Origin of the sequence: Aeromicrobium yanjiei (genome assembly GCF_009649075.1) — a bacterium.
Taxonomy (GTDB): Bacteria; Actinomycetota; Actinomycetes; order Propionibacteriales; family Nocardioidaceae; genus Aeromicrobium; species Aeromicrobium yanjiei.
Window position 1 is genome coordinate 20999 of sequence record NZ_CP045737.1, and the last position, 25592, is coordinate 46590.

At 68.9% G+C, this 25592-nt stretch carries 29 protein-coding genes and 1 tRNA gene; 10 read left to right on the top strand and 20 right to left on the bottom strand.

Translation table 11 applies throughout. From position 1 onward, the window contains the following. Window positions 1–30: 30 nt before the first annotated feature. Window positions 31–1668 carry an ABC transporter substrate-binding protein gene (locus GEV26_RS00335; RefSeq protein ID WP_153651220.1) on the bottom strand — a complete coding sequence of 546 codons (1638 nt, stop codon included), beginning with the start codon at window positions 1666–1668 and terminating at the stop codon, window positions 31–33. A gap of 308 nt (window positions 1669–1976) precedes the next feature. On the opposite strand from GEV26_RS00335, the gene GEV26_RS00340 reads away from it, so the two are divergent. The 5 genes from GEV26_RS00340 to GEV26_RS00360 are packed head-to-tail and all read left to right on the top strand — an operon-like array spanning window position 1977 to window position 6544. Beyond that, complete coding sequence (locus GEV26_RS00340; protein ID WP_243839062.1) at window positions 1977–3494, top strand: sensor histidine kinase; 1518 nt, start codon at window positions 1977–1979, stop codon at window positions 3492–3494. Then, window positions 3491–4150: a response regulator gene (locus GEV26_RS00345; RefSeq protein WP_153651222.1), complete on the top strand. Its 660-nt coding sequence runs from the start codon at window positions 3491–3493 to the stop codon at window positions 4148–4150. Before GEV26_RS00340 ends, GEV26_RS00345 begins: the two co-directional genes overlap by 4 nt. 38 nt (window positions 4151–4188) lie before the next feature. Beyond that, window positions 4189–5466 (top strand): serine hydroxymethyltransferase, encoded by a 1278-nt coding sequence (gene glyA / locus GEV26_RS00350; protein WP_153651223.1) that lies wholly within the window; start codon window positions 4189–4191, stop codon window positions 5464–5466. Further along, window positions 5463–6215: an SURF1 family protein gene (locus GEV26_RS00355; protein WP_153651224.1), complete on the top strand. Its 753-nt coding sequence runs from the start codon at window positions 5463–5465 to the stop codon at window positions 6213–6215. Before glyA ends, GEV26_RS00355 begins: the two co-directional genes overlap by 4 nt. Beyond that, window positions 6212–6544 (top strand): DUF3817 domain-containing protein, encoded by a 333-nt coding sequence (locus GEV26_RS00360; protein WP_153909723.1) that lies wholly within the window; start codon window positions 6212–6214, stop codon window positions 6542–6544. The genes GEV26_RS00355 and GEV26_RS00360 overlap by 4 nt, the downstream gene beginning before the upstream one ends. Before the next feature lie 9 nt (window positions 6545–6553). Here the strand turns inward: GEV26_RS00360 and GEV26_RS00365 are convergent, their stop codons facing one another. Both GEV26_RS00365 and GEV26_RS18110 read right to left on the bottom strand, forming a co-directional pair. Further along, on the bottom strand, window positions 6554–7330 hold the full coding sequence (locus GEV26_RS00365) for an enoyl-CoA hydratase/isomerase family protein (RefSeq protein ID WP_153651226.1): 777 nt from the start codon (window positions 7328–7330) through the stop codon (window positions 6554–6556). Beyond that, on the bottom strand, window positions 7327–7458 hold the full coding sequence (locus GEV26_RS18110) for a hypothetical protein (RefSeq protein ID WP_255489009.1): 132 nt from the start codon (window positions 7456–7458) through the stop codon (window positions 7327–7329). Before GEV26_RS18110 ends, GEV26_RS00365 begins: the two co-directional genes overlap by 4 nt. A gap of 108 nt (window positions 7459–7566) precedes the next feature. On the opposite strand from GEV26_RS18110, the gene GEV26_RS00370 reads away from it, so the two are divergent. Beyond that, complete coding sequence (locus tag GEV26_RS00370; RefSeq protein ID WP_153651227.1) at window positions 7567–8097, top strand: peptidylprolyl isomerase; 531 nt, start codon at window positions 7567–7569, stop codon at window positions 8095–8097. Between the two features lie 3 nt (window positions 8098–8100). Continuing rightward, entirely contained in the window at window positions 8101–8934 is an 834-nt protein-coding gene (locus GEV26_RS00375) for a rhomboid family intramembrane serine protease (RefSeq protein ID WP_153651228.1), read from the top strand. Between the two features lie 62 nt (window positions 8935–8996). On the opposite strand, the gene GEV26_RS00380 is transcribed toward GEV26_RS00375, so the two are convergent. Beyond that, entirely contained in the window at window positions 8997–9242 is a 246-nt protein-coding gene (locus tag GEV26_RS00380; protein ID WP_243838831.1) for a cell division protein CrgA, read from the bottom strand. Between the two features lie 88 nt (window positions 9243–9330). On the opposite strand from GEV26_RS00380, the gene GEV26_RS00385 reads away from it, so the two are divergent. Beyond that, complete coding sequence (locus GEV26_RS00385) at window positions 9331–10062, top strand: DUF881 domain-containing protein (protein ID WP_153651230.1); 732 nt, start codon at window positions 9331–9333, stop codon at window positions 10060–10062. Between the two features lie 15 nt (window positions 10063–10077). On the opposite strand, the gene pknB is transcribed toward GEV26_RS00385, so the two are convergent. Genes pknB through GEV26_RS00415 form a run of 6 tightly spaced genes read right to left on the bottom strand, consistent with a single transcriptional unit; the run spans window position 10078 to window position 17272 of the window. Continuing rightward, on the bottom strand, window positions 10078–11895 hold the full coding sequence (gene pknB, locus GEV26_RS00390; protein WP_153651231.1) for a Stk1 family PASTA domain-containing Ser/Thr kinase: 1818 nt from the start codon (window positions 11893–11895) through the stop codon (window positions 10078–10080). A gap of 55 nt (window positions 11896–11950) precedes the next feature. Further along, window positions 11951–13426 carry a peptidoglycan D,D-transpeptidase FtsI family protein gene (locus tag GEV26_RS00395; RefSeq protein WP_153651232.1) on the bottom strand — a complete coding sequence of 492 codons (1476 nt, stop codon included), beginning with the start codon at window positions 13424–13426 and terminating at the stop codon, window positions 11951–11953. Then, window positions 13423–14796, bottom strand: coding sequence for an FtsW/RodA/SpoVE family cell cycle protein (locus GEV26_RS00400; RefSeq protein ID WP_153651233.1), 1374 nt, complete (start codon window positions 14794–14796; stop codon window positions 13423–13425). The genes GEV26_RS00395 and GEV26_RS00400 overlap by 4 nt, the downstream gene beginning before the upstream one ends. Next, on the bottom strand, window positions 14793–16082 hold the full coding sequence (locus GEV26_RS00405; protein ID WP_153651234.1) for a PP2C family protein-serine/threonine phosphatase: 1290 nt from the start codon (window positions 16080–16082) through the stop codon (window positions 14793–14795). The genes GEV26_RS00400 and GEV26_RS00405 overlap by 4 nt, the downstream gene beginning before the upstream one ends. Before the next feature lie 3 nt (window positions 16083–16085). Further along, window positions 16086–16553 carry an FHA domain-containing protein FhaB/FipA gene (locus GEV26_RS00410; protein ID WP_153651235.1) on the bottom strand — a complete coding sequence of 156 codons (468 nt, stop codon included), beginning with the start codon at window positions 16551–16553 and terminating at the stop codon, window positions 16086–16088. After that, window positions 16553–17272 (bottom strand): FhaA domain-containing protein, encoded by a 720-nt coding sequence (locus tag GEV26_RS00415; RefSeq protein WP_153651236.1) that lies wholly within the window; start codon window positions 17270–17272, stop codon window positions 16553–16555. Before GEV26_RS00415 ends, GEV26_RS00410 begins: the two co-directional genes overlap by 1 nt. Window positions 17273–17436: 164 nt before the next feature. Here GEV26_RS00415 and GEV26_RS00420 point away from each other — a divergent pair. Next, window positions 17437–17519, top strand: a tRNA-Leu gene (locus GEV26_RS00420). A gap of 216 nt (window positions 17520–17735) precedes the next feature. Here GEV26_RS00420 and GEV26_RS00425 read toward each other — a convergent pair. Next, window positions 17736–18677 (bottom strand): quinone oxidoreductase family protein, encoded by a 942-nt coding sequence (locus GEV26_RS00425; RefSeq protein WP_153651237.1) that lies wholly within the window; start codon window positions 18675–18677, stop codon window positions 17736–17738. A 152-nt stretch (window positions 18678–18829) separates the two neighbouring features. Between GEV26_RS00425 and GEV26_RS00430 the strand changes: the two genes are divergently transcribed. After that, a complete protein-coding gene (locus tag GEV26_RS00430) occupies window positions 18830–19147 on the top strand; it encodes a hypothetical protein (protein ID WP_153651238.1) in 318 nt (105 codons plus the stop codon). An 18-nt stretch (window positions 19148–19165) separates the two neighbouring features. On the opposite strand, the gene GEV26_RS00435 is transcribed toward GEV26_RS00430, so the two are convergent. The 9 genes from GEV26_RS00435 to GEV26_RS00475 all read right to left on the bottom strand — a co-directional run bounded on the left by GEV26_RS00435 (window position 19166) and on the right by GEV26_RS00475 (window position 25558). Continuing rightward, window positions 19166–20602 carry a sugar porter family MFS transporter gene (locus tag GEV26_RS00435; RefSeq protein ID WP_153651239.1) on the bottom strand — a complete coding sequence of 479 codons (1437 nt, stop codon included), beginning with the start codon at window positions 20600–20602 and terminating at the stop codon, window positions 19166–19168. A 273-nt stretch (window positions 20603–20875) separates the two neighbouring features. Further along, the gene (locus GEV26_RS00440; RefSeq protein ID WP_208430995.1) at window positions 20876–21745 is read right to left on the bottom strand and encodes an alpha/beta fold hydrolase; all 870 of its coding nucleotides are present in this window, start codon (window positions 21743–21745) and stop codon (window positions 20876–20878) included. Between the two features lie 26 nt (window positions 21746–21771). Then, window positions 21772–22557, bottom strand: coding sequence for an oxidoreductase (locus tag GEV26_RS00445; RefSeq protein ID WP_153651240.1), 786 nt, complete (start codon window positions 22555–22557; stop codon window positions 21772–21774). 12 nt (window positions 22558–22569) lie between these two features. After that, window positions 22570–23427 carry an alpha/beta hydrolase gene (locus GEV26_RS00450; RefSeq protein WP_243838832.1) on the bottom strand — a complete coding sequence of 286 codons (858 nt, stop codon included), beginning with the start codon at window positions 23425–23427 and terminating at the stop codon, window positions 22570–22572. 148 nt (window positions 23428–23575) lie between these two features. Continuing rightward, on the bottom strand, window positions 23576–23764 hold the full coding sequence (locus GEV26_RS00455; RefSeq protein WP_153651241.1) for a hypothetical protein: 189 nt from the start codon (window positions 23762–23764) through the stop codon (window positions 23576–23578). An 80-nt stretch (window positions 23765–23844) separates the two neighbouring features. Then, window positions 23845–24345: a mycothiol transferase gene (locus GEV26_RS00460; RefSeq protein ID WP_153651242.1), complete on the bottom strand. Its 501-nt coding sequence runs from the start codon at window positions 24343–24345 to the stop codon at window positions 23845–23847. Next, window positions 24342–24638: a DUF4235 domain-containing protein gene (locus GEV26_RS00465; RefSeq protein WP_153651243.1), complete on the bottom strand. Its 297-nt coding sequence runs from the start codon at window positions 24636–24638 to the stop codon at window positions 24342–24344. The genes GEV26_RS00460 and GEV26_RS00465 overlap by 4 nt, the downstream gene beginning before the upstream one ends. A 4-nt stretch (window positions 24639–24642) precedes the next feature. Then, on the bottom strand, window positions 24643–25200 hold the full coding sequence (locus tag GEV26_RS00470; protein ID WP_153651244.1) for a type 1 glutamine amidotransferase domain-containing protein: 558 nt from the start codon (window positions 25198–25200) through the stop codon (window positions 24643–24645). A gap of 70 nt (window positions 25201–25270) precedes the next feature. Next, window positions 25271–25558, bottom strand: a complete 288-nt coding sequence (locus GEV26_RS00475; RefSeq protein ID WP_153651245.1) for a WhiB family transcriptional regulator — start codon at window positions 25556–25558, stop codon at window positions 25271–25273. Window positions 25559–25592: the final 34 nt, after the last annotated feature.

Sequence of the window (25592 nt, forward strand, 5' to 3'; positions counted from 1 at the left end):
CCCGGGTCGGGTCCGCCCCTCCTCACGGGATCACTTCGACAGCGAGGTGAACCGGAACTTGAAGGACGCGTCCAGCGTGTCCTCGAGTCCCTTCACGCCGTCGACGCCGACCGCGACCTGCGAGCCGGTCAGCAGCGGCAGATAGGGCACCTCGGTCGCGAGGCGGTCCTGGATCTGCTTGAGCGTGGCCTCGCGGGAGGCCTTGTCACCGTCGGTGCGCTCATCGTCGAGGAGCTTGGTCATCGTCGGGTCCGCGAACTCCGTCGCCTCGTCGTTGTAGTGCGAGTTGGTGAAGTTGCCGTTCTTCTTCTTCTCGGTGTCGTACGGCGCGAGGAACGGCGACAGGTAGTTGTCGGCGTCCGGGAAGTCCGGGAACCAGCCGAGCTGGAACACCGGGTACGCGTCGGCGTTGTACTCCTCGGAGTACGTGACCCACTCGGTCGACTGCAGGTCGACCTTGAACAGGCCCGAGGCCTCGAGCTGACGCTTGACCGCGTTGTACTCCTGGTCCGAGCTGGAGCCGTAGTGGTCCGGGTTGTACTGCAGCTTGATCGTCACCGGGGTCTTGACGCCCGCATCCTCGAGGATCTTCGTGGCGGCGGCCTTGTCGGGCGCATCGCCGTACGCGTCCTTGAACGCCTCGGTCGCTCCGACCTGTCCCTCGGGCACCATCGAGTACGCCGGGGTGAAGGTGTCCTTGTAGACCTGCGACGCGAGCTCGGCGCGGTCGATCGAGGAGGCCATCGCCTGGCGGATCGCCTGCTTCTGCTCCTTGGTGTCGCCGGGCATCGTCTTGAGGTTGAACGTGATGTAGCGCAGCTCGCCACCGGCGCCGGTGACCACGTTGAGGCCGTCGGCCTTCTCCAGGTCCGCGATGTCGGTCGGCGTCAGCGAGCGGAACGCGACGTCGATGTCCTTGTTCTTGATGTCGAGCTTGAGGTTCTCGGGCTTGGCGTAGTACTTCATCGTGACCGTCTCGGTCTTCGGCTTGCCGTAGGTGCCCGCGTAGTCGGGGTTGACCTTGAACTCGGCCAGCTGGTTCTTGCTGTACTTGGAGATCGTGTACGGACCGGAGAAGCCGTTGGCCTTGACCGCGGCGTCGTCGTCGAGGACCTTGTCGGCGGGGTAGGTGTCCTCATCGACGATCGGCCCGGCCGACGTCACGAGGATCTGCGGGAACGTCTGGTCGTTCGCTGCGTTGAGCGTGAACGTCACGGTCTTGTCGTCCGTGGCCTCGACGCTCTTCATGGCGCCGAGCAGGGAGGAGGGACCGCTCGGGTCGGCGATGTCGACGACGCGCTTGAACGAGAAGGCGACGTCGGAGGCGGTGAGGTCGTTGCCGTTGGCGAACTTCAGGCCGGGCTTGATCGTGCAGACGTACGTCGTGGGGGTGTCGAAGTCACAGCTCTCCGCGGCGTCGGGCGTGAGCTCGGTGCTGCCGGCGGGGAAGTTGAGCAGGTACTGGTAGACCTGCGTCTGGACGGTCATCGACCCGTTGTCGTACGAGCCGGCCGGATCGATCGAGACGACCTTGTCGGTCGTGCCGACGAGCACACCGCTGCCGGAGCTGGAGTCATCGCTGCTCTTGCCGGAGCCACACGCGGCCAGGGCGACCCCGGCCATGGCGGTCACCGCGACGATCGCGGTACCTCGACGGAAATTCTTCATTGCTCTCCTCTGGGTCGAAGCGGTCGCCGACGGGGCGACAGCGGGAGTCCACATCATGGGACGGAGCCTTTTCGGCACGCTACACGCGGCGAAACAGGCTGTGGCGATCACGAACGTTGCAGTTTGATGACGGAGACAACCAATTCCGCAGCCGCTGCCGGGGACGTCCCGAGCGGGACGAGAAGGTGTCCAAAGCCAAGACCTGACGATCAAACCTCCGTAATCTGAGTCGCCAGAGGAGTGACATGGCCGGGAGTGCACATGTGGCGGCGGAGCGTCTGAGAGGCGTTCTGGACGCCGTGGCGACCATGTCGTCCGATCTGTCGTTGGAGGGCCTGCTGGAGCGGATCCTGCGACAGGCCGGTGACCTGGTCGATGCCGAGAGCGGCTTCCTGGACGTCCTCGACCGCCGCATCGGCACCTTCGCGGCGTACGGCATCGACGGCGTTGTCGACAACCAGCACCCGGGGCGACTGCTGCTCGTGGACCTGTTGGAGCACCCGGACCGCCGCGTCGTGCGGGGAGCCGCGGGCGGGACGGACCCGACCGCGTTCATCGGCGTCCCGATCCGCATCCAGGACTATCTGTTCGGCAACCTCTACCTGATCGGCAAGCGGTCGGGTCCGGGCTTCACGCAGGAGGACGAGGAGATCGTCCTCGCCCTGGCCTCGGCCGCGGGGGTCGTGATCGAGAACGCCCGCCTGTACGAGGAGGGGAGGCGTCAGCGGATGTGGCTCGAGGCCGCCGCCGAGATCACGACGGCCCTGCTGTCGCCGATCTCGAGGCCGTCGGCCCTGCTGCTGGTCGCGGACCGGGCCCGGGACGTCGCGGCGGCCGACTTCGTCGCGCTGCTCATGCCGCGCGACGCGGACACGTTCGTGGTCGAGGCCGTCTCGGGCGCCCCCGACGAGGGCATCCTCGGTGAGCCGGTGGACGCCCGGCACAGCGTCGCCGGCGAGGCGGCGCGGTCGCGCGAGACGGTCGTGGTGCCCGACACCGCGCTCGAGCCGCGGTACGAGACCCACAAGACGCCCGGCTGGCCGCACCTCGGCTCCCTGATGGTGCTGCCCCTGCGCAGCGGCGACGACACCGGCGCCCTGGTCGTCGGCTGGAGCAACTGCACCGACAACCAGCGGCGCGAGCTGGACCCCGTGGTGCCCCAGCGCTTCGCCGACCAGGCCGCGCTGGTGCTGCAGGTCGCCCGGGCCCAGGAGGACCAGGCCCGCTTGGCGGTCTTCGAGGATCGCGACCGCATCGGGCGCGATCTGCACGACCTGGTGATCCAGCGCATGTTCGGCATCGGGCTGCTGCTCGACAACACCGCCAAGCTGGTCACGTCCCAGGTCGCGATCGACCGGCTCTCCTCGGCGATCGACGACATCGACGAGACGATCAAGGACATCCGCCGCACGATCTTCGCGCTGAGCCCCGGGACGGGGACGAGCGACCTGCGCGCCGAGATCGACCACACGCTGCGACACGCGTCCAAGCTGTTGGGCTTCACGCCCGACCTGCGCCTGACGGGACCGGTCGACAGCGTCGTGACCGACGAGGTCCGTGAGCACCTGATGGCGGTGCTCGGCGAGGCGATCTCCAACATCGTGCGTCATGCCGACGCCGGCACGGTGCAGGTCACCCTTGACGTGGGGCGCGACATCGAGCTCACCGTCAGCGACGACGGGGTCGGCTTCAGTGACGGTCAGGCCGGCGACGGCCTCCGCAACATCCGGGTGCGCGCAGCTCTGCTGCGAGGCCGGTGCGAGGTCGCCGGCGCGCCGGGCAAGGGCACGACGATCACCTGGACCGTACCGAGGAGCGCATCATGACCAAGGCACCCATCCGGCTGTTCCTCCTCGACGACCACGAGGTCGTACGGCGTGGGTTGCGTGACCTGTTCGAGCAGGAGGACGACATCGAGGTGGTCGGCGAGTCGGGACTGGCCGTGGACGCCGCGGACCGGATCCCGGCGATCAAGCCCGACGTCGCGGTGCTCGACGCGCGGCTGCCCGACGGCTCGGGGATCGACGTGTGCCGCGACGTCCGATCGGCCGATCCCGAGATCGCGGTCATCATCTTGACCTCGTACGACGACGACGACGCGCTGTTCGCCGCGATCATGGCCGGTGCCGCGGGATATGTCCTCAAGCAGGTGCGGGGCACCGACCTCGTCGACGCGGTGCGACGGGTCGCGTCGGGGCAGTCGCTGCTCGACCCGGCGGTGACGCAGCGGGTCCTGACGCGCATCCGCGAGGGCCGTCCGGCCGAGGACCCGCTGGCCACACTGACCAAGCAGGAGCGCCGGATCCTCACCCTGATCGGTGAGGGCCTGACCAACCGGCAGATCGCCGCAGAGATGTTCCTGGCCGAGAAGACCGTCAAGAACTACGTGACCCAGCTGCTGTCCAAGCTGGGGCTCGAACGCCGCACCCAGGCTGCGGTGCTGGTGACACGTCAGCGCACCGAGGGCCGCCGCGACCACTAGGCCTCTCGGTGCTGGTGGCCGACCGTTACGCTGGGGGTATGAGCCACAACGATCACCTCGCCGACTTCGACCCCGACATCGCAGCACTTCTCGATGCCGAGCTGAACCGTCAGCAGTCGACGCTCGAGATGATCGCCTCGGAGAACTTCGCGCCCGTCGCGGCCCTGGAGGCGCAGGGCAGCGTGCTGACCAACAAGTACGCCGAGGGCTACCCCGGCAAGCGCTACTACGGCGGCTGCGAGTTCGTCGACCAGGTCGAGACGATCGCGATCGATCGCCTCAAGCAGCTGTTCGACGCCGACTACGCCAACGTCCAGCCGCACTCGGGTGCCACGGCCAACGCGGCCGCGCTGCACGCGATCGCCACCAAGGGCGACACGATCCTCGGTCTTGACCTCGCCAACGGTGGGCACCTGACCCACGGCATGAAGCTCAACTTCTCCGGCAAGCTCTACAACCCCGTCGCGTACCACGTCGTGCCGGAGACCGGCCTCGTCGACATGGACGAGGTGCGCTCGCTCGCGCACGAGCACCGGCCCACCGTGATCATCGCCGGCTGGTCGGCGTACCCCCGCCAGCTCGACTTCGCGCTGTTCCGCGAGATCGCCGACGAGGTCGGTGCCCGCCTCTGGGTCGACATGGCCCACTTCGCCGGTCTCGTCGCCGCCGGTCTGCACCCCAGCCCGCTGCCGCACGCGCACATCGTCACGACCACGACCCACAAGACGCTCGGCGGCCCCCGCGGCGGCGCGATCCTCACCAACGACCCCGAGATCGCCAAGAAGATGCGGTCGGCGGTCTTCCCGGGCCAGCAGGGCGGCCCCCTCGAGCACGTGATCGCGGCCAAGGCCGTCGCGTTCAAGATGGCGCTCGAGCCGGAGTTCAAGGAGCGCCAGCAGCGCACGATCGAGGGTGCGCAGATCCTCGCCGAGCGTCTGCTCGCCGACGACATGACCTCGGCGGGCGTCAAGGTCCTGAGCGGCGGCACCGACGTCCACCTCGTGCTGGTCGACCTGCGTGACTCCGCACTCGACGGCCAGCAGGCCGAGGACCGGCTCCACGAGGCCGGCATCACGGTCAACCGCAACGCGGTCCCCAACGATCCGCGCCCGCCGATGGTGACGTCGGGCCTGCGCATCGGCACGCCCGCGCTCGCGACCCGCGGCTTCGGCGCCGAGGAGTTCACCGAGGTCGCCGACATCATCGCCGAGGCGCTGCAGCCGGGTGAGGTCGACCTGGAGTCCCTTCGCAAGCGGGTGACCGTGCTGGCCGAGCGGTTCCCCCTCTACGCGGACCTCAGGCCGTTCACGGCGTGAAACGCAACTCCCGCGTCGGTTCCTGGTTCACCCCGGGCCTCATCGGGCTCCATGCGTTCGCGATCGTCGCGGTCGTCTTCTGCGTCGTCATGGGCCTGTGGCAGGCCGGCGTCTACGACGACCGCCAGGCGCACGAGCAGGCCGACAAGCGTGCGGTCCCGCAGGTCGCTCTCACCGACCTGTGGGAGCCCGACGGACCGTTCCTGAAGACGTACAACCACCGGCCGGTGACGTTCGAGGGCGAGTTCGAGCCCGCGGACCAGCAGATCTGGGTCACCGACAAGGAGCAGGACGGCCGCACCGGCGCCTGGCTCCTGGCACCGGTGCAGGTCGAGGGCGGCGACACGATGCTCGTGCTGCGCGGCTGGGCCCCCGAGCCCGGCGCGTTCCCGAGCGTCCCGAGCGGCACCGTCACGCTGGACGCGGTGCTGGAGCCGGGCGAGAAGAACGCCGGCGCATTCGACGCGACCTCGCGCACCATCGGGTCCGTCCGGATCCCCACGCTGATCAACGAGATGCCCTACGACCTGTACTCCGGCTACGCGATCAACACCGATCCGGCCCTCAGCGGCGGCCTCGACCTCGTCCCGCCCCCGTTGCCCGAGGACGTCTCGTGGACGGTCGGGCTCAAGAACCTGGCCTACGCGCTGCAGTGGTGGGTCTTCGGCCTGTTCGCGGCGTTCATGTGGTGGCGGATGTCGAGCGAGACACGGGCGGCTTCACGGGCGAAGGTATCCTCGACGTCGTGAGTGGACTGGCTAAGACGTACCGTGTCATCGCCTACGTGGTGGGCATCAACCTGATCTTCGTCATCGGGGCCTGGATCGGACAGCTGACGACAGACGACACGTCGTGGTTCAACCGCAACTCCGACATGATCGGGGTGATCGACATGATCCACGGCTATCTCTTCATGGCGTTGCTGGTGCTGATCGCCGTGCTCTCGCGCCGTCACCGGTGGACCCCGGCCTTCACGATCACGACGATGCTGTTCGCCACGATCCCGCTCGTGAGCTTCTGGGCCGAGCACCGGGCCACGCAGGCCATCCGCGCGGATCGGGCCGAGAGCACTCTCTGACCCCTGCGGTCAGCGGCCCGTGAACGTGGCCTTGCCCGGACCGTCGCGCAGGAACGACTCCATGCCGCCCTGCAGGTCGTCGGTCGCGAACAGACCGGCCGCGATGCGCGTGGTGTGCGCGTTCGCCTCCGGCACGCCGCCGGCCTCGAAGTGCCGCAGGATCTGCTTGGCCGCGCCGAACGCCCGGGTGGGCCCGACCGCGACCTGACGCACGATCTCGAGCACCGCGTCGTCGAAGCCGTCGACCGCGAGCACGCGGTTGACGACGTTCCAGCGCTCGAGGGTCGCCGCGTCGTACAGCTCACCGGTGAAGACGAGCTCCTTGGCGCGGCCCACCCCCGCGCGCCCCGCGAGTCGCTGGGTGCCGCCCATCGTCGGGGTGAGGCCGATGACGCGCTCGACCAGGCCGAACTTCGCCTTCTCCGAGGCCAGGACGATGTCGCACGCGAGGGCCACCTCGAACGCCCAGGTGAGCGTCAGGGCGTGGGCGGCGAAGAAGGTCGGGACGTCGAGTGCCTCGATGCGGTTGGGCAGCTCGAGCATCCGGTCGTAGAGCGCCTGGGTGTCGGCCTGCGTCTTGCGGGCGTGGAACTGGGCGACGTCGACGCCGCCGGAGACGACCCGGCCCTCGGCCCGGACCAGCAGGGCGCGGGGCGGATCGGCCTCGACCTCGTCCAGGGCACGGTCCAGCTCCTCGTGCAGCTCGAGGGAGTACAGGTTGACCGGCGGGGCGCTGAACGTCAGGACTGCGATGCCGTCGGACGTCCGCTCGATCGTGACGCTCATCGGCCGGCCGCGGGATCGTACGAGCCGCCCTTGTCGGCGACCGCGTTGCGGTAGGCCAGGACGGCGGCGAGGACCGCCGTCAGGAGCAGGATGCGGCGGAAGGGGTGGTGTCCCGGGCTCTTCGACATGGCGCCCACCATAGCCAGCAGATCGGTCACCGCCGCTCCCGCCAGCCGCGGGGCCGGAGTTGTCCGTTCGTGGGATGATGACGACAGCACATCGAAAGGAATATCCCTGTGGCCTCGCAGCTCATCGCGACCTTCACGACCAACCACGGCAACATCGTCGTGGAGCTCTTCCCCGACCACGCCCCCGAGACGGTGGACAACTTCGTCGGCCTCGCCGAGGGTACGAAGGAGTTCCTCGACCCCGAGACCCGCAAGCCCACCACGAAGCCGTTCTACGACGGCCTGGTGTTCCACCGCATCATCAAGGACTTCATGCTGCAGGGCGGCGACCCGCTCGGCACCGGGACGGGTGGCCCCGGCTACACGTTCAAGGACGAGTTCCACCCCGACCTGAAGTTCGACCGCCCCTACTTGCTCGCGATGGCCAACGCCGGACCGGGCACCAACGGCTCGCAGTTCTTCATCACGCTGGTCCCCACCACGTGGCTGAACCGCAAGCACACGATCTTCGGCGAGGTGGCCGACGACGTGAGCCGCGAGGTGGTCGACAAGATCGGACAGGTCAAGACCGACCGGTTCGACAAGCCGGCTGAGCCGGTCGTCATCGAGAAGGTGACGATCTCCCGCAAAGACGCCTAGCTCGTGAACCTCCCTGCGGAGGACTATCGCTGCTACCGGCACCCCGACCGCGAGGCGTACATCTCCTGCCAGCGCTGCGGGCGGCTGATCTGCCCGGAGTGCATGCGGGAGGCCTCGGTCGGCTTCCAGTGCCCCTCGTGCATCGCGGAGGGCGCGAAGACCGTACGACAGCCCAAGAACCTCGCCGGAGGTGCCGTCACTGGCACCTCCGGCGCGGTCTCGCTGGCCCTGATCGTCATCAACGTGCTCGCGTACGTCGTGACGGCGGCGACCGGCGGGCAGTCCGGCTCGTTCTTCCGCGACGGGGCCCTCGTGGGCTACTTCGTCGCGGACGGCGAGACCTGGCGGCTGGTCACGTCAGCGTTCCTCCACGCGGGGCTGCTGCACCTGCTGTTCAACATGTACGCCCTGTACCTCTTCGGGCCGTTCGTCGAGCGAGCGCTCGGGGCGATCCGGTTCATCGTGGCCTACGCGACCGTCGCGATCGCCGGCTCGGTGTTCGTCTATCTGCTGGCACCGCCCGGAGTCGCCACGATCGGCGCGTCAGGTGCGGTGTTCGGCCTCTTCGGCATGGCGATGATGTTGCTGCTGAAGGCCAAGCAGGACATCACGACACTGCTGGTGCTGCTCGCGATCAACGCGTTCATCAGCGTGGCCGGCAGCAACATCAGCTGGCAGGGACACCTCGGCGGCTTCGTGGCCGGTGTCGTCCTCGGTGCCGTGATCGCCTACGCACCGCGGGAGCGCCGGCAGCTGTTCCAGGCGGGCGTCATCGTGGTGGTGTGGATCGCGATGATCGCAGCGGTCGTGCTGCGCACCGCGTCGCTGACCGGTTGAATCACACCGGTGTGAGTATCAACAACTGTGCACACCGGTGTGGATAACTACATGGGTGTGATTCACTCCCACTTCATCGCGAAGCCGAAGGCCGCGACGATGAAGCCCATGCCGATCACCAGGTTCCAGTTGCCGAGATCCTGGTACCACTGCAGGAATGACGGGTAGTTGACGTCCTGGCCGTTGAGCACGTAGTAGATCACGATCCAGATCAGACCGATGATCGCGGAGGTCACCATCGCGGGACCGGCCCAGCGGTTGCCGATCCTCTGGGGCTGCGGGCCCTTGGAAGTCTTGTCTCTCGCCACGTCGTGCTCCGAAGGTTGCTGCGGCCGGGCCGCATCGTAGGTGGTCTCGGCTAGCCTAGTCGGCGTCGGACCAGGGAGGAATTGCGGCATGGCCAAGCGCGGCACGCACGCACGCCAGCAGGCGTCCTTCGTCGTGCTCCTGATCTTCGTGCTCACCGGGTTCCTGTTCGTGGCCGCCTCGGTCAGCGCCGACGGCACCGACCTGCGTCCCACCGGCGGTGACGTCGGATCCCTCCTGCGCGAGCGGTCCGAGCGCATCGACGCGCGCCGCGCGGAGGCCAACACCCTGCGCTCGGAGATCGACCGGCTCTCGTCCAGCGTGTCGGGCCGGAGCCTGGACAAGCTGCGCAAGCGCGTCGACGCCCTCGAGCCAGCCACCGGGCTGACACCGGTGCGTGGCCCGGGCGTCCGGGTCACCCTGACCGATGCGCCCGACGCCGGCGACCTGTCCGGGGTCGACCCCAACTGGCAGGTCGTGCACCAGCAGGACATCCAGGCGTACGTCAACGCGCTGTGGGCAGGAGGGGCCGAGGCGATCTCGCTGCAGGGTCAGCGGCTCATCGCGACGACCGGCATCCGGTGCGTCGGCAACGTCGTGATCCTCGACGGCGTCCCGTACTCACCGCCGTACGTCATCGAGGCCGTCGGCGACCAGACCGGCATGAGCAGCTCGATGATCACCTCGCCCGACACCGCGAGCTATGCGGACTACGCGCGGCGCTACAACCTCGGTCTCGAGATCGAGCAGCTCGACGCCGTGACGATCAAGGCCTACACCAACCCGATCTCGCTGACGTTCGCGAAGGCCCCGGCGCCCTAGGGACGCCGGGGGGCCTCACTGACCGTCGGGCAGCGCGCCGCCGTCGGAGTCCGCGCCGTCCGTCGGCCCACCGTCGGTCGCGCCTCCGTCGGTGTCGCCACCGTCCTCGCCGGTGTCGCCCGGGTTGGTCGACACCGTCAGACGGACCGTCGACCCCGGCGAGACCCGCGTGCCGGGAGCCACCGACTGGGCGGTCACCTGGTTCTCCGGTGACGTCGAGTTCGGGTCCTCGGTGATGTCGGCCTTGAGCCCGATGTCCTCCAGGGCGCTCCTGGCGTCCTCGACGTCCTGCCCGACGACGTTGGGCACCTCGACCTGGCCCTTGGACACGATGAGCGTGACCGTGGAGCCGACCTCGACGGAGGTGTTGGCCGGGGGGTTGGTGTTGAGGACCGTGTCCTTGGACTCGGTGCTGTCCTGGGTGTCCTTCTTGACCGACAGGCCCATGTCCTCGAGCAGCTTCTTGGCGTCGGAGTAGGAGTACCTCACGAGGTTCGGGACCACGACCTGGTCGGGACCCGAACTGACGATGAGGTCGACCGTCGAGCCCTCGTCGACCTTGGTGCCCACGGGCGGATCGGTGTCGATGACGTCGCCCTCGTCGACGTCCGAGCTGGCCCGCTCGGAGGTCCCGCCGACCACGAAGCCGGCGTTCTCCAGCCTCGTCGTGGCGTCGGGGACGCTCTCGCCACGGACGTCGGTGACCGCCTTCTGGGCCACGGGCTTCTCGTCGCTGTCGAACGCCCCGGTCATCCACAGGACGCCCAGGATCGCTGCGGCGACCACGGCGAGGATGGCCGCGACGGCCCACCACGTGCCCTTGCGGTCCTCGTCCTCGTCCTCGTCCGGGTCGGCGACACCGTTGCCGGTCGGCGGCGGCAGGACCGGCGCGGCGGGAGCCACGGCGGTCGCGCCCGGCACGACGGCGGTGGCCGCGGTGGGTGCGTCGACGGGCAGGCCCGCCAGGACGCGCTCGATGTCCTTGCGCATGTCGGCGGCGCTCTGATAGCGGTCCTCGACGCGCTTGGCGAGCGCCTTGGCGACGATGCGGTCGATGTCGGGGCTCACGTCGGGGTTGAGCTGCGACGGCGGCCGGGCCTCCTCGCGGACGTGCTGGTAGGCCACCGACACCGGGCTGTCGCCCACGAACGGCGGACGTCCGGTCAGCAGCTCGTACAGCAGGCAGCCCGTCGAGTAGATGTCGCTGCGGGCGTCGACGGTCTCGCCGCGCGCCTGCTCGGGGGAGAGATACTGCGCCGTGCCGATGACGGCGGCCGTCTGCGTCATGGCCGAGGAGGTGTCGGCGATCGCGCGAGCGATGCCGAAGTCCATGACCTTGACCTGCCCGGACGGGGTGAGCATGACGTTGGCGGGCTTGATGTCGCGGTGGATGATGCCGGAGCGGTGGCTGTAGTCCAGCGCGCTCAGGACGTCGGCGGTGATGGACAGCGCGCGCTCGGGCAGGATCTTGCGACCGTTCTCGGCGCCGCGCAGGATGTCGCGCAGCGTCTGGCCCTCGACGTACTCCATGACGATGTAGGGCACGTGGCTGCCGTGCTTGTCGATCGACTCGCCGGTGTCGTAGACCGCGACGATCGAGGGGTGGTTGAGCGCGGCGGAGGACTGGGCCTCGCGGCGGAAACGGGCCTGGAACGTGTCGTCGGCCGACAGGTCGCTACGCAGCTGCTTGACCGCGACGGTGCGCCCGAGGCGCAGATCGCGCCCCACCCGCACGTCGGCCATGCCGCCGCGACCGAGCAGTCCGCCCAGCTCGTAGCGGCCGCCGAGGCGTATCGGCTCGTCGGTGGCGCCAGTGTCGCCGGATTCGGTCATGGTTCTCAGTCTCCCAGAGTGTGTGTCACGGAGGATGTCGGTGCAGTCAGGCGTGTCATTTGCCGAGCACTGCCTCCATCACGGACTTGGCGATCGGGCCGGCGAGGCGTCCACCGGCGATCTCGTTGCGCGCAGTGTTGCTGGACTCGACGAGCACGGCCACCGCGACCGAGTCGTCGCCGTCCTTGGCGTACGACACGAACCAGGCGTAGGGCGGGCGGTCCGCGGTGGACTGCGCCGTGCCGGTCTTGGCACCCACGTCGACGCCGGGGATCTGCGCGGAGGTGGCGGTGCCCACCTGGACGGTGCTCACCATCATCTCCTGCAGCTTGCGGGCGGTGCTGGCGCTGACCGCCTCGCTGAGGGTCTTGGGCTGGGTCTTGTCCAGGACGCGCAGGTTGGGGGCGCGGACGGTGTCCACGACGTACGGCTTCATGACCTTGCCGTCATTGGCGATGCCGCCGGCGACCATGGCCATCTGCAGGGGCGTCGCCGCGACCTCGAACTGGCCGATGCCGGACTGGGCGAGCTGCGGCTGCTCGAGCGGGGTGTCGCCGGAGGTGAAGCGGCTGGGGTTCATGGGCAGGTCCGCGAGCGGATCGGTGCCGAAGCCGAACTTGCCGGCCTGCTCGGCGAGGTCCGTCTGGCCGACCTTGAGGGCGAGGGCGCCGAAGGCCACGTTGCACGAGACGTTCATGGCCTGCTCCAACGTGATGCGGTCGCCGCCGCAGTTGCCGCCGTTCTCGTTGGGGAGCGTGTAGGTGATGCCGCCACCGAACGACAGCCGGGCGCCGGCCTTGATCTTGTCGTCGACGTCGTCGACGACGCCCTTCTCGAGCGCCGCTGCGGCCGTGACCAGCTTGAACGTCGAGCCGGGCGGCAGCGTCTGCTGGGTCGTGCGGTTGAGCATGGGCTGGTTCTTGTCGGTGGTGAGCTCCTCCCACGACTTCTGGACCTTGGCGAAGTCGTGGCTCGCGAGGCGGTTGGGGTTGTACGACGGCTGGGTCACCATCGCCAGCACCGCGCCGGTCTTGGGGTTGATCGCCGCCACCGCGCCCTTGGTGCCCTTGCCGAGCGCCTCGAGGCCTTCGGCGGCCGTCTTCTGCGCGAGCGGGTCGATCGTGACCTCGACGCTGCCGCCCTTGGGCTGCTTGTTGGACAGCAGGTCGATGACCCGGTTGACGAAGAGTCGGTCGTCGCTGCCCGAGAGGACCCGGTTCTCGGAGTTCTCGAGCGCGCTGCGGCCGAAGATGTACGAGAAGTAGCCGGTCAGCGGGGCGTACAGCCCGCCCTCGGGGTACTTGCGCTGGAACTTGTACTCGTCCTTGGACTTCACGCTCTCGGCGATCGGCTTGCCGTCGATGAGGATCGAGCCGCGGTCGCGGGAGAACTCCTCGTTGATGACCCGCTTGTTGCCGTTCTTGGCGTTGAGACTGTCCGCCTCGACGAACTGGACGTAGTTGATGTTGACCAGCAGGGCCATGAACATGACGAGGCATGCGATGGCCAGGTTGCGGATGGGCTTGTTCACGACAGCTTCACCACCTGGGTCGCCTCGTCACTCTCGAACGTGGAGATCTCGGGGGCCGGGCGCCTCGTCTGGTCGCTGATCCGCAGCAGCAGGCCGATGATCGCCCAGTTCATCACGATGGACGATCCGCCCTGCGCGAGGAACGGGGTGGTCAGGCCGGTGAGCGGGATCAACCGGGTGACGCCACCGACGACCACGAAGACCTGGATCGCGATCGACAGCGCCAGGCCTGCGGCGAGCAGCTTGCCGAACGCGTCGCGGCAGGTCAGCGCGATGCGGAGTCCGCGCTCGACGATCAGGCCGTAGATCATGAGCACGGCCATGAGGCCGGTGAGGCCGAGCTCCTCGCCCAGTGAGGCGGCGATGAAGTCGGAGAAGCCGAACGGGGTGAGGTTGGGACTGCCCTGGCCGAGCCCCTGTCCGAGCAGGCCCCCGTGCGCGAGCCCGAACAGGCCGTTGATGACCTGGTAGTTCTTGTCCGGATCGGAGAACGGGTCGAGCCAGGCGTTGACCCGCACCTGCACGTGGCCGAAGGCGAGATAGCCCATGTAGGCACCCGCCGCGAACAGCAGCGCCCCCACGACCAGCCAGCCGGGGCGTTCGGTCGCGATGTAGAGCAGCACCACGAACAGCCCGAAGAACAGCAGCGACGAGCCGAGGTCGCGCTGGAAGATGAGGATGCCCATGCTGAGCAGCCAGCCGGCCAGGATCGGCCCGAGGTCGCGGCCGCGGGGAAGGTCGATGCCCGCGAAGCGGCGCCCGGCCAGCGCGAGGGCGTCGCGCTTGACCACGAGATAGCCGGCGAAGAAGATCGCGAGGCAGATCTTGGCCGCCTCTCCGGGCTGGAAGCTGAACGGACCGATCCCGATCCAGATCCGCGCACCGCGGATGTTGCGCCCGATGCCGGGCAGCAGTGGCAGGATCAGCAGGACGATCGCGGCAAAGCCGAACGTGTAGGTCAGCGCCTGCAGTCGGCGGTGGTCGCGGACCACGATCAGCACGAGGGCAAAGGCCACGATGCCGAAGCCGGTCCACATGAGCTGACCGTTGGCGAGGGCCTTCCAGTCGGGGTTGACCTGCTGATATCCGAGGTCGATCCGGTAGATCATCGCCAGGCCGAGGCCGTTGAGGGCGATCACCAGCGGCAGCAGCACGGGATCGGCGTAGGGGGCGACCCGGCGCACCACGAGATGGGTCGCGATCGCCACCACGATGAGCGCGCCGCCCAGCTTGTAGGTGTCGGACGGGATCGTGCCCTCGACGCCGAGGCCCACCGAGGCGTACGCCGCGATGCCGATGAAGACCGCCAGGACGGTCAGGAAGAACTCGGCGCCCCGTCTCTTGCGGGGGACCCAGACGGGAGTCGTCATCGCGTCCACACCACGTTGGCCGCGGTCGGCGTCCTGCTCGACGTGGAGGGCTTGGGGGTGCGTGTGGTCTTGCGGGTCGGCGTGGGCGTCGGGGTCGGTGCGATCACGTCCAGCTCGGCGACGGTCTGCTTGGCGTCGTCCTTGCTCGAGGCCTCCACGCCGTCCTCGATCTCGCGTCGCTGGAAGTCGCTCAGGGACGACAGCTCGATGTCGGTCAGCTCATCGACGTGGGACAAGGTGACGCCCGGGATGTCGATCTGGACGCCGCGGTAGATCGCGACCCGACCGTCCTTGGCCGCGACGTAGTACTGGTCCTGCGACCACTGGTAGGCGTAGGTGCCCGCGGCCGCGAGGACCGCCGCGACAGCCAGGAGGCCCGCCGTCCAGCGCAGCCAGCGGCGGCGCGCGGGGGGCTGCGGGGCGTACCGGAGCTCTTCGGGGTCGAACGCCGTGGCCGTGTCGGTGCTGCTCGAGCCCGATCCCGTGCGCGGGCGGGACTGGCTGGCTGCGGCGCCGACGAGCTGGGGCTGCCCGTCCGACGAGGACAGGTGCTCGTCGGGATCGGTGCCCGCCTCGACGAACTCGGCGATCACCACGGTCACGTTGTCGACGCCACCGGCCTCCAGCGCGAGTCGTACGAGCTCGGTCGCGGCCATGTCGATCGTCTCGGCGCTGAGGGCGCGCCGGATGACGTCGTCCTCGACCATGTCGGTCAGGCCGTCGCTGCACAGCAGATAGCGATCGCCGGCCATCGGCTGGATCCAGCTGAGGTCGGCCTCGCCCTCGTCGCGGCCGAGGAGCGCGCGCAGCAGCAAGGAGCGGTGAGGGTGCACGCGCGCCTCGGCGCGGGAGATCTTGCCCTCCTCGACCAGGCTCTGCACGAACGTGTGGTCGGTGCTGATCTGGGTGAGGGTGCCGCCGCGCAGGCGGTACGCGCGCGAGTCGCCGAGGTGGGCGACGGCCAGCTTCTCGCCGTCCCAGAGCATGACCTCGAGAGTCGTGCCCATGCCTTCCACCGCGGGATCCTCGCGGATCAGCTCACCGAGGCGGATGTTGGCGAGCTCGACCGCGCGGGCGACCGCGTCGAGGGCGCTGCCGTCGATGTCACGGTCGAGCTGACGGATGATGTGCATCGCCTCGGACGAGGCGAGGTCACCCGCGGCGGCCCCGCCCATGCCGTCGGCGATGGCCAGCAGGCGATCGCTCGCGTAGCCGGAGTCCTGGTTGGTCGAGCGGCGCAGACCGGTGTCGGTGAGCGCGACGTATCGATAGGTCAGGGCTGTCATGGCCTACTTCTGCAGCTCGACGATGGTCTTGCCCAGCCGGACCTGGATGCCCAGGCCGATCGGGATGGGTGTCGTGATGCGCTGGCTGCCGAGGTACGTGCCGTTGGTCGACCCGAGGTCCTCGACGAACCACTGCTCGCCGTTGGTCGCGAAGCGCGCGTGCCGCGTCGAGACGTAGTCGTCGTCGAGGCGGATCGCCGCGTCGGTGCCGCGTCCCAGCAGGATCGGCTTGTCGCCCAGCGGGACGCTCTGCCCGGTGTTGGGCCCGGAGACGACCTGCAGCTTGGTCGGCACGCCGCGGGGGGTCTTGCGAGGCTTGGTCGCCGGGGCCTTCTGCTTGGCGGGGCGCGGCGTCGAGGGGGCCTTGGTGCCGAAGATGTCCGAGCGGATGACCGAGACGGCGGACAGGACGAAGAGCCACAGCACGGCCAGGAAGCCGAGCTTGATCAACGTCAGGGTGAGCTCGGACATCAGGCGGCCTCGTTCATCCGGATGACGAGGACGGTGTTGCCGAGCCGGATCTCCGAGCCGTCCCCGACGACCCCCGTGGAGACCTTGTGGCCGTTGAGGATGACGCCGTTGGTCGAGTTGAGGTCGACGATGGTCACGGTGGTCTCGCTCCCGCTCTGGTGGATCTTGATCTCCGCGTGGCGGCGCGAGATGCCGGGGTCGTCGATCTTGAGGTCGGCCTCGTTGCCGCGCCCGATCACCACGCCAGGTGGCTGGAGCGGGTGCTTCATGCCGTTGACCTCGATCACGACGTTGGACGAGCGCACCGCGGTCTCGGTCATCCGCTGTCCGACCACGGGGGTGACGGATGCGGTGGTGCGGCTGCGGACGCGGAACCGTCCGGTGCTGAGCTCGCCGGTCTTCTTGAACGAGATCGCCAGCGGGCCGGTGAGGGTGTAGCGCTGCTCGACGACGTGCTCCTTGACGAGCGTGGACAGCTCGTCGGCCAGCGTGCTGCTGAACGGGTTGAGCCGTTCGTAGTCGGACGGCGACAGCTCGACCGTGAAGTCGTTCGGCACGAGCATGCGTTCACGGGAGAGGATGTGCGCCGAGTTGTCGACCTCGCGCTGCAGCGCGGCGGCGATCTCGACGGGCTGCACGGCGCTGCGGAAGGCGCGCGCGAACGCACCGGTGACCGCTCCTTCGAGCCGTTGCTCGAAACGTTGCAGCACCCCCGCCATCAGCTCTCACCTCTTCGTCGGTCCATGTTTCCATGTGATCGTATCGGGACGGGGTGAACAGGCGAGTCAGCGCGGAGGGGGCAGCCGTGGAAACCTCCGCGCACGGGCCTGTTAGACTGACTCACCGGTCCCCGGGTCAGCCCGAGGACCGCAGCACGAACACTGCGCGGGTGGCGGAATGGTAGACGCGCTGGCTTCAGGTGCCAGTGTCCGCAAGGGCGTGGGGGTTCAAATCCCCCCTCGCGCACAGACAGAATGATGAAGGGCCCCGACCGGGTTTTGGTCGGGGCCCTTTGTCGTTCTGTATTCAAGCCAGCGGATTTGGGAGGAGCCGGAGCGCAGCGGAGGCGACGGCTCCCCCCTCGCGCACAGAATGATGAAGGGCCCTGACCGGGTTTTGGTCGGGGCCCTTCGTTCTTTCTGACAGAGGTCCGAACGGGGTGTTCGTCGGGTGGGACCGCCTCTAGTTGAAGTCGAGCACGATGCGACCACGCACCCCGCCGCCGGCCAGCAGCTTGTGGGCCTCCGCTGCCTGCTCCGCCGGGAAGGTCGTGGCCACTCGCAACGTCAGCGTGCCGTCCTCGGCCTGCTGACGGAGTCGGTCGAGCTTGTCGGTGTGGCCGATGGCGGAGAAGACCCAGATGGGGTGCACTGAGATGCCGCGTTCGGCCGGACCGTCCCACCCGCGGATGGTCGCCAGCGCCCCGCCGTCCTTGATGGCGTCGAGCGTCTTGTCGATCTGTACGGCGCCGTCGGCCAGGCCGTCGACGCCCTCGGGCACGGCGGCGCGGATGTTGGCGGCCACGTCGTCGCCGCGGGGGACGACGATGTCGGCGCCGAGCTCGCGGACGAGATCCTCCTCGCCCTCCTTGGCGTCCGCAACGACCCGCAGACCGTCGGCCTTGGCCAGCTGCACGACGTATCCGCCGAACGACCCGGCCGCACCGGTGACGGCGACGGTGCCGCCGGCGGGGACGGCCATCTCGTCGAGGGCCAGGCGCGCGGTGAGAGCGTTCATGAGCAGGGTCGATGCCGCCGCGTCGTCGGCACCGGCGGGCGCGGGGACGACCTGCTCGGCAGGCAGCACGATCTGCTCCTGGTAGGCGCCACGCGTCTCGCTGGTGGGAGCGACCACGGCGATCACGCGGTCGCCGACCGCGAACCGGTCGACTCCTGGCCCGAGGGCGTCGACGACGCCGGACAGGTCCATGCCCGGGATGTGTGGACCGGTCGGCACGTCGCCGCCGCGGTAGTAGGCGCCGCGGATCATCGCGGTGTCGGTGGGGTTGACGGTCGCGGCGTGGACGCGGATGCGGATCTGACCGTCCTGCGGATCCTGCACAGGAAGGTCGAGCACCTCGAGGTCGTCCTCGTCGCCGGGCTTGGTCACTCCGATAGCTCTCATGTCGTGGACAACTCGACCTGCACGATGCCTATTCCGTCCGGCTGGCGGGGTGCAACTCTCGCGGAGCCTGTGACACACAGTGTCCTGACGAACGTTCGTGACGTCCCAGCCCCACATGGGTAGCGTGGGTGTTCTCATTGGCTGAGTGCTGGATGAACGGACGCGTGATGACCCCGACCAGTCCCTCAGCGAACGACCGAGACACCAACCCGATCATCGTGGGCAGCGTCCTGTTCGGAGTCCTGCTGCTGGTCATAGGTGCGCTCATCATCTTGCAGGCCCACAGCGTGGACGACGGAGAGGTCGTGGATCGTGCAAAGGAACGCATCGGGCTGGCCCTGATGGCCGGATCCGCCCTGTGCTGGACGGTCTGGGTCGTGCTCGTGGGCATCCGCCACGAGGCCGATCGGGTCCTGGACGCCCTGGGCGCCGCCCGCCCCGCGCACGGCGAGGACCCCACTGACGCTTGACGGTCGCGCCCGGACCGATCAGCCCGAGGCGCCGGCCGGGCTGCTCTTGGCGTGCTGCTCGAAGTCCTTCGGGCTGAACTCGCCGTCCTGCAGGTGCTTCTCGATGTCCTCGAGGCTGTGGCCGGTGAGCTCGGGCAGGAGACGCCAGACGAAGATCCACGCCGCGACGTTGAACAGGCCGTAGAGCCAGAACACCTGGCCCGCGCCGAACGTGTCGATCATCGTCAGCAGAGTCAGCGTGATGAGCAGGTTCGTCCCCCACAAGGTCGCCGACTGGGCGGCCGTCCCGGCGCCGCGCACGGCGAGCGGGTAGATCTCGGAGCCGGTCAGCCAGCCCATCAGCTGCAGGCCGCCCGCGTTGAACAGCATGAACACGACGAGGCACGCGACGATGAACGGGATGTTGTCCTTGCCGGCGTTGTCGGTCACGAAGAGCGCGCCCAGCACGAACAGGGCGATCGCGGCCCCCGGCACCATGATCAGCGTGAGGCGGCGTCGTCCGACCTTGTCGACGATGATCAGGCCCACGATCATCATGATCAGGTAGGTCACGCCGAGCGCTACGCTGACGCGCAGGGCCGCGGAGGTGGAGAAGCCGTTGTCCGTCAGGATCGTCGGCGCGTAGTAGATGATCATCTCGATGCCGGAGAGCTGGGTGAAGGCGGCGACGCCGCATCCCACGACGAGGGCCGGCCGCACCCACGGCTGACGCAGGCCGCTCCACCCGCGATGGCTGCGCTTGGTCTCCTTCTTGCGCTTCTCCAGCTCCACGATCTCGCTGAGCTCCTGCGAGATGTCGAAGCCCTCGGGGCGTACGCGCTCCAGCACCTGCTCGGCGTCATCCGTGCGGCCCTGCTTGACCAGCCAGCGCGGGCTCTCGGGCAGTCGCAGCTGCAGCACGAGCATGAGAAGCGCAGGAAGCGCAGCGGCGCCGATCGAGATGCGCCAGTCGACCTGCTCCGAGGCACCGACCAAGGTCGCGATGACGATGCCGACACCGATCGCGAGCTGGAAGCACAGGACGAGGCGGCCGCGGATCGCAGCCGGCGCCATCTCGGCGACGTACATCGGGACGGTCTGGGTGGCCCCGCCGACGGCGAAGCCGAGCAGCACGCGGGCCGCGGCCAGGAGGGTCGCGGTGGGGGCGACCGAGCAGGCGAGGCTCCCGATGATGAACACCAGGCAGATCAGCAGGATGGTCTTGTGCCGTCCCCAGCGCTCCGAGAGCACGCTGCACGACAGGGCTCCGATCACCGCGCCCAGCAGGATGCCCGCCGCGATCGACTGCTCCATCGCGTGGCCGGTGTCGAACTCGTCACCGATCTGCAGGAGCGCACCCGAGATGATGCCGGTGTCATAGCCGTACAGCAGCCCGCTCACGGCGGAGACCACCGCGACCATCAACATGAGGCCGTTGAGCGCCTTGGGCTGGGTGTCTTCCTGTGTCTGGCTCATCGGTCCCCCGGGTGTGTGATGCCGTCGAGGGACTCAATACCCCGCAACGACGGGGTCACACCCCGGAAAACTCGCGCCCCCGGGAGCCGCGGTGCGTACGCCACCGTTTGAGCGTGGGGCGGTGCATACGCCACCGTTTGGGCCGCAATCCGCCGCTAAACGGTGGAGGAAGCACCGCCCGGTCCCGAAACGGTGGAGTAAGCACCGCCCGGACGGGAGACGGTGGAGGAAGCACCGCCCGGATGTTTCACGTGGATCCAGACCGCCGCGGCGTCAGCGAGTGCCTCGGTCCGCCCGGACGATGAGCTTGGCGACTGCGTCGGGGTGGGAGATCAACGAGAGGTGGCCGGCCCTCACCCGGACGATCGTCGACCCGGCCCGCTCGGCCATGAAGCGCTGGGCCTCCGGGGTGATGATGCGGTCGCGGGTGCCGAGCAGGTACCACGACGGGATCGTCCTCCACGCCGGCTCGCCGGACTCCTGGCTGCCGACGCTGAGGGCGAACGGGCGCTGCGTGGCGTACAGCTCCTTGGCCTTGCGGGTCGGCACGCCGTTCGCGAACGAGGTGAGGAAGACGTTCTCCTTGAGGTACAGGTCGACGTCGCCGTCGGGGCCGCCCGGATACGGCACGAAGTCGAACAGCGTCGTCGGGTCGCCGGCCAGCGCGGAGTCGGCTCCCGTGAGCGCGAAGATCGTCTCTCCCTTCTCCGGGGCGAACGCGTCGACGTAGACGAGCGCCTTCACGTCGGGGTCACCCGTGGCGGCGTTGGTGATCACCGCGCCCCCGTAGGAGTGGCCGACCAGGATGAGCGGTCCGGGCACGGTCGCGATGAAGCTCTTCAGCGTCGCGGAGTCGCCGGGCAGGCTGCGCAGCGGGTTGGGCGGCACCCGGACGGGATAGCCGGCACGCTGCAGCCGCTTGATCACGTCGTTCCACCCCGACCCGTCGGCCCAGGCGCCGTGCACCAGGACGATGGTGGGCTTGGCGTGGTGGTGCTTGGTCGCCTGCGGTCGGTGACCGGCGGTCGCGGTGGACGCCAGCGCGGTCATCGCGACCAGGACGGTCAGCAGTGCGCCGATGACGATGCGGCGTCGCCCCCGCGGCGTCAGGGCGTGCGTTCTCACGAGCTCGGTGCGGGACATGATGGATCCTCTCGTTGGGTGGTGCGTCAGAGCGTCTGCACGAGACCGCCGTCCATCACGAGGTCAGCGCCGGTGATGTTGCCGGCCCGGCTGCTGGCGAGGACGACGATCATCGCGGCCACCTCCTCCGGGGTGGTGAAACGACCCGTCGCCGCCTGGGCCGCGGCCTCGGCGGCGACCGAGTGGGCGTCCCCTCCGCCGGCTGCGGCGACGACGTTCGCGACCCCGTGGTCCCCCAGCCACAGATCCGTCGCGACCGGACCGGGACTGACCGTGTTGACCCGCACCCCGCGCGGTCCGACCTCCTTGGACAGCGACTTGGAGAAGCTGGCAAGTGCCGCCTTCGCGGCGCTGTAGTCCATGACGAGCGGATCGGGCAGGACGGCGTTGACCGAGCAGGTGCTGACGATGCAGCCGCGCCGGTCCAACAGGTGCGGCAGCGCGGCGCGGGTCGTGCGGACCGCCGCCATGAGGTTCATGCGCACCGACCAGGCCCACTCCTCGTCCGGGATCGCCGCGAAGCCGTCGGGCCGAGGACGGACCGCGCCGACGTTGTTGATGAGGATGTCGACGCCGCCGTAGGTCGTCACCGCCTCCTCGACCACCCGGACCGCGCCCTCGGGAGTCGACAGGTCGACCTCCACCGGGTGCACGGGACGCCCGTCGGCCACGAGCTGGGGCAGGTCACCTGCGTCGCGGGCACCCGCGACCACGCTCGCCCCTTCGTCGAGCAGGGTGCGGGTGACGGCCAGCCCGATGCCCTTGCTGGCTCCTGTGACGATGGCGGTCTTGCCGGTCAGACCCAGGTCCATGGCGGTGCCGATCTACTGGACGAAGCGTTGCACGAAGGCCAGTGCGGTGTCGGCGATCTCGCGCCAACCGCTGTCGATCGTCAGGGCGTGGCCACGGCCCGGCATCTTGACGATCTCGGTGACGCCAGGGTTGTGACGTTGCTTCTTGTACGCCGCGTGGGCCACGGCCCACGGGACGGTGTTGTCGTTGTCGCCCGAGACGATCAGGAGGGGTCCGCGGTCGGGGCGCCGGGTGTCGACCTTGACCTCGGTCCACGGGTTGACGTTGGCGACGGCCGCCTGGAACAGCGGCATCCCGGGGGCCGGGACGGCGTACGTGTCGTACAGCTGCCGGGCCTCGTGGGCGTTCACGGCGTTGGCGAAGCCGTAACGGAACTGTTGGTACGTCAGCGGGACCGCGCGACCGCGGTTGACCGGGTTCGCCAGCACGGGGGACGCCGAGCGCAGGGACGAGACCGGCACGGGCAGGACGCCCCGGAACGCCGCCGGCGAGATCGCGACGGTGGCCGCCGAGAGGCCGCGGCCGGCGAGCATCTGGGCCAGCAGGCCGCCGAACGAGTGGCCGATCAGCACGGGCGCGCGGTCCAGCTCGTTGATGATCGCCGCGTAGTGGTCGGTCACCCGGCCGACGGTCTTGCCCGCCAGGACGTCGGGATGCGCATTGGCCTCGGCGACCGTCTCCGGGTCGTCCGGCCACCCGGGGGCCAGGGCGGTGTAGCCGTTCTTCTCCATCACGGCTGCCCATTTCTCCCAGCTGTTGGAGAGCAGCCAGAGTCCGTGGATGAACACGACCGGCGTCCGCCCCGAGGCGTTGCAGGCGGCGATCTGCTGGGCGGTCCGGTCGTCGATGACGTGATCTGGGGTCGTCACGGGTCCTCCTTCGGCGCCCACCCGAACGGGTGGCGCGGACCGGACCACGCGGGTTGTCGGTGCAGCGACCTCTGGCGAAGAACCCGGTCTACCTACGTCGGAACGTAGACCCGGACCCCGGAGGAGTCAACGTTTCGCGGGTCCCCCGTCAGGACGAGGGCTCGGTCTCCGCGTCCGCGTCGAGATCCGGGTCGCCCGGCTGGCCCTTGGGCTCGCGGTCCGTCGTCGACTCCGTCACCGGGCCGTTGCCCAGCACGTCCTCGGGGCCGAAGCCGGACGTGTCCTTCAGCGGCTGGGGGTCTTCGGACGGCTGGTCAGCCGAGGTGTCGTCACTCATGGGTCTCCCTCCACATCCCGGCGACCGTCGCCGGTGGCATCTTCATACCCAGTTGTGCAGGTAACACTCGGAGCGAGAGCTCAGAGCAGGCCCTTGACGTACTCGGCCTGGCCGAGGTGCTTGAGATCGTCCTCGATGACGCTCACGAGACGGACCCCCAGCGTGACCGGCGGGTCCCACGACTCGTCGACGACACGATCGAGGTCGTCGTCGCTGAGCGAGGTGACGTACGCCTGCGTGGCCGCGGTCACGGCGCGGGCGTAGCCGACGAGCAGCTCGGGCGTCGTGGTGACGGCGCCCACCTCGTCCCGGCTGTGGCCGTAGCCGGTGTCCGAGGCGTCGAACGGCAGGCCGAGGCGCTTGTGCCACCCGGCCGACGTCCAGACCTGGTCGGTGCCGGCGGCGTCCGAGACGTGATCGTCCTGCACGCGCAGCAGGTGCCAGACGAGCCAGGCGATCGTGTTGGCGTCGGGCGTGATCCGGTGCGCCAACTGCTGGGGGGTGAGCTCGTCCAGGACCAGCTCGACCCCCTCGCCAATGCGTCCGAACGCGTCCTCGAGCAGATCGGCCGACGTGCTCATGAGCCCGGCCATTCGCCGGTGGCGCGCTCGAAGCCCTTGGCGCCCTGACGCTGGATCACTGCCTTGACGACTGCGTAGATCGCGCCCTGCAGCACGGCGGCGACGAGGATCTCCTTGAAGTCGTACTCGGACTCCAGGGGGCCCGGCGGGTCCGCACCCTCGCCGGCGCTCACCCGCTTCCAGATCTGCTTGAACAGCATGCTGGCGATGAGGCCGCCGACGATCGAGCTGACGAGCCCGACGGGGCGGTACAGGATCTTGGCGGACGTGCTGGGCTTGTTCTTGGCTGGCATGGCCTCAGGCTTTCGAGAAGACGTCGGTGAGGGTGCTGTTGAAGGCGTCGAGATCGTCGGGGTTGCGGGACGTGATGAGGTCCCACCCGCTCGCGGTGCAGTGGAAGACCGTTTCGTCGACCCACGTGCCGCCTGCATTGGTGATGTCGGTGCGCAGGCTGGGGAAGGAGGTCAACGTCTTGCCGCCGAGCACTCCGGCTTCCACCAGCGCCCACGGGCCGTGGCAGATCGCGGCGATCGGCTTGCCCGCGTCGACGAACGCCTTGACCAGCGCGACCGAGTCGGCGTCGCCGCGGACCTTGTCGGCGTTGACGGTCCCACCGGGCAGGATCAGCGCGTCGAAGTCGTCGGACGACGCCTGGGCGACCGTCAGGTCAGGATCGAAGGTCTCGTCCTTGTCGACGTCGCCGACCATCGATTGGACGGGCTCGGTCGCCGGTGCGATGAGCGACGGCGTGCCTCCCGCGTCCAGCACGGCCTGCCACGGCGACGTCAGCTCAGCCTTCTCGACGCCCACCTGCGAGGTGAGGAAGGCGATCTTCTTGCCGGTCAGTGCGCCCATGTGGGCTCCTTCGAAAAAACGTGCGGGCGCCACTCCCCCGAGGCGTCGCGCCCGCACGGCTGGGGGATGGTCAGCTCGCGATCTTCTCCTGGCGGACGACCGCGGCGCGTTCGCCCTCGGTCATCCCGCCCCACACGCCGTAGGGCTCGCGGACGCGGAGCGCGTGCTCGCGGCACTGCTCGATCACCGGGCAGCGCATGCACAGCTGCTTGGCCGCTTTCTCGCGACGCTCGCGTTTGGCGCCTCGCTCAGCCTCGGGCGAGAAGAAGACGGAGCTGTCGACGCCCATGCAGACGCCTTGGTACTGCCACTCATAGGCGTCCATCATGGGACCGGGGAGGCGATTGACGTTGACCATGTGACAGGTGTGCCCCTGCGGTTGCACATTCAAA

Bases quoted from the DNA above. Each gene is read 5' to 3' on its own strand.
- GEV26_RS00475 (WP_153651245.1), bottom strand. From the start codon at position 25,558: ATGGTCAACGTCAATCGCCTCCCCGGTCCCATGATGGACGCCTATGAG.
- GEV26_RS00455 (WP_153651241.1), bottom strand. From the start codon at position 23,764: ATGAGTGACGACACCTCGGCTGACCAGCCGTCCGAAGACCCCCAGCCG.
- GEV26_RS00425 (WP_153651237.1), bottom strand. From the start codon at position 18,677: ATGAGAGCTATCGGAGTGACCAAGCCCGGCGACGAGGACGACCTCGAG.
- GEV26_RS00415 (WP_153651236.1), bottom strand. From the start codon at position 17,272: ATGGCGGGGGTGCTGCAACGTTTCGAGCAACGGCTCGAAGGAGCGGTC.
- GEV26_RS00385 (WP_153651230.1), top strand. From the start codon at position 9,331: ATGGCCAAGCGCGGCACGCACGCACGCCAGCAGGCGTCCTTCGTCGTG.
- GEV26_RS00445 (WP_153651240.1), bottom strand. From the start codon at position 22,557: ATGGACCTGGGTCTGACCGGCAAGACCGCCATCGTCACAGGAGCCAGC.
- GEV26_RS00340 (WP_243839062.1), top strand. From the start codon at position 1,977: ATGTCGTCCGATCTGTCGTTGGAGGGCCTGCTGGAGCGGATCCTGCGA.
- GEV26_RS00435 (WP_153651239.1), bottom strand. From the start codon at position 20,602: ATGAGCCAGACACAGGAAGACACCCAGCCCAAGGCGCTCAACGGCCTC.
- glyA (WP_153651223.1), top strand. From the start codon at position 4,189: ATGAGCCACAACGATCACCTCGCCGACTTCGACCCCGACATCGCAGCA.
- GEV26_RS00405 (WP_153651234.1), bottom strand. From the start codon at position 16,082: ATGACAGCCCTGACCTATCGATACGTCGCGCTCACCGACACCGGTCTG.
- GEV26_RS00410 (WP_153651235.1), bottom strand. From the start codon at position 16,553: ATGTCCGAGCTCACCCTGACGTTGATCAAGCTCGGCTTCCTGGCCGTG.
- GEV26_RS00465 (WP_153651243.1), bottom strand. From the start codon at position 24,638: ATGCCAGCCAAGAACAAGCCCAGCACGTCCGCCAAGATCCTGTACCGC.
- GEV26_RS00335 (WP_153651220.1), bottom strand. From the start codon at position 1,668: ATGAAGAATTTCCGTCGAGGTACCGCGATCGTCGCGGTGACCGCCATG.
- pknB (WP_153651231.1), bottom strand. From the start codon at position 11,895: ATGACCGAATCCGGCGACACTGGCGCCACCGACGAGCCGATACGCCTC.
- GEV26_RS00440 (WP_208430995.1), bottom strand. From the start codon at position 21,745: ATGTCCCGCACCGAGCTCGTGAGAACGCACGCCCTGACGCCGCGGGGG.
- GEV26_RS18110 (WP_255489009.1), bottom strand. From the start codon at position 7,458: ATGTCGAAGAGCCCGGGACACCACCCCTTCCGCCGCATCCTGCTCCTG.
- GEV26_RS00460 (WP_153651242.1), bottom strand. From the start codon at position 24,345: ATGAGCACGTCGGCCGATCTGCTCGAGGACGCGTTCGGACGCATTGGC.
- GEV26_RS00400 (WP_153651233.1), bottom strand. From the start codon at position 14,796: ATGACGACTCCCGTCTGGGTCCCCCGCAAGAGACGGGGCGCCGAGTTC.
- GEV26_RS00430 (WP_153651238.1), top strand. From the start codon at position 18,830: ATGAACGGACGCGTGATGACCCCGACCAGTCCCTCAGCGAACGACCGA.
- GEV26_RS00365 (WP_153651226.1), bottom strand. From the start codon at position 7,330: ATGAGCGTCACGATCGAGCGGACGTCCGACGGCATCGCAGTCCTGACG.
- GEV26_RS00345 (WP_153651222.1), top strand. From the start codon at position 3,491: ATGACCAAGGCACCCATCCGGCTGTTCCTCCTCGACGACCACGAGGTC.
- GEV26_RS00470 (WP_153651244.1), bottom strand. From the start codon at position 25,200: ATGGGCGCACTGACCGGCAAGAAGATCGCCTTCCTCACCTCGCAGGTG.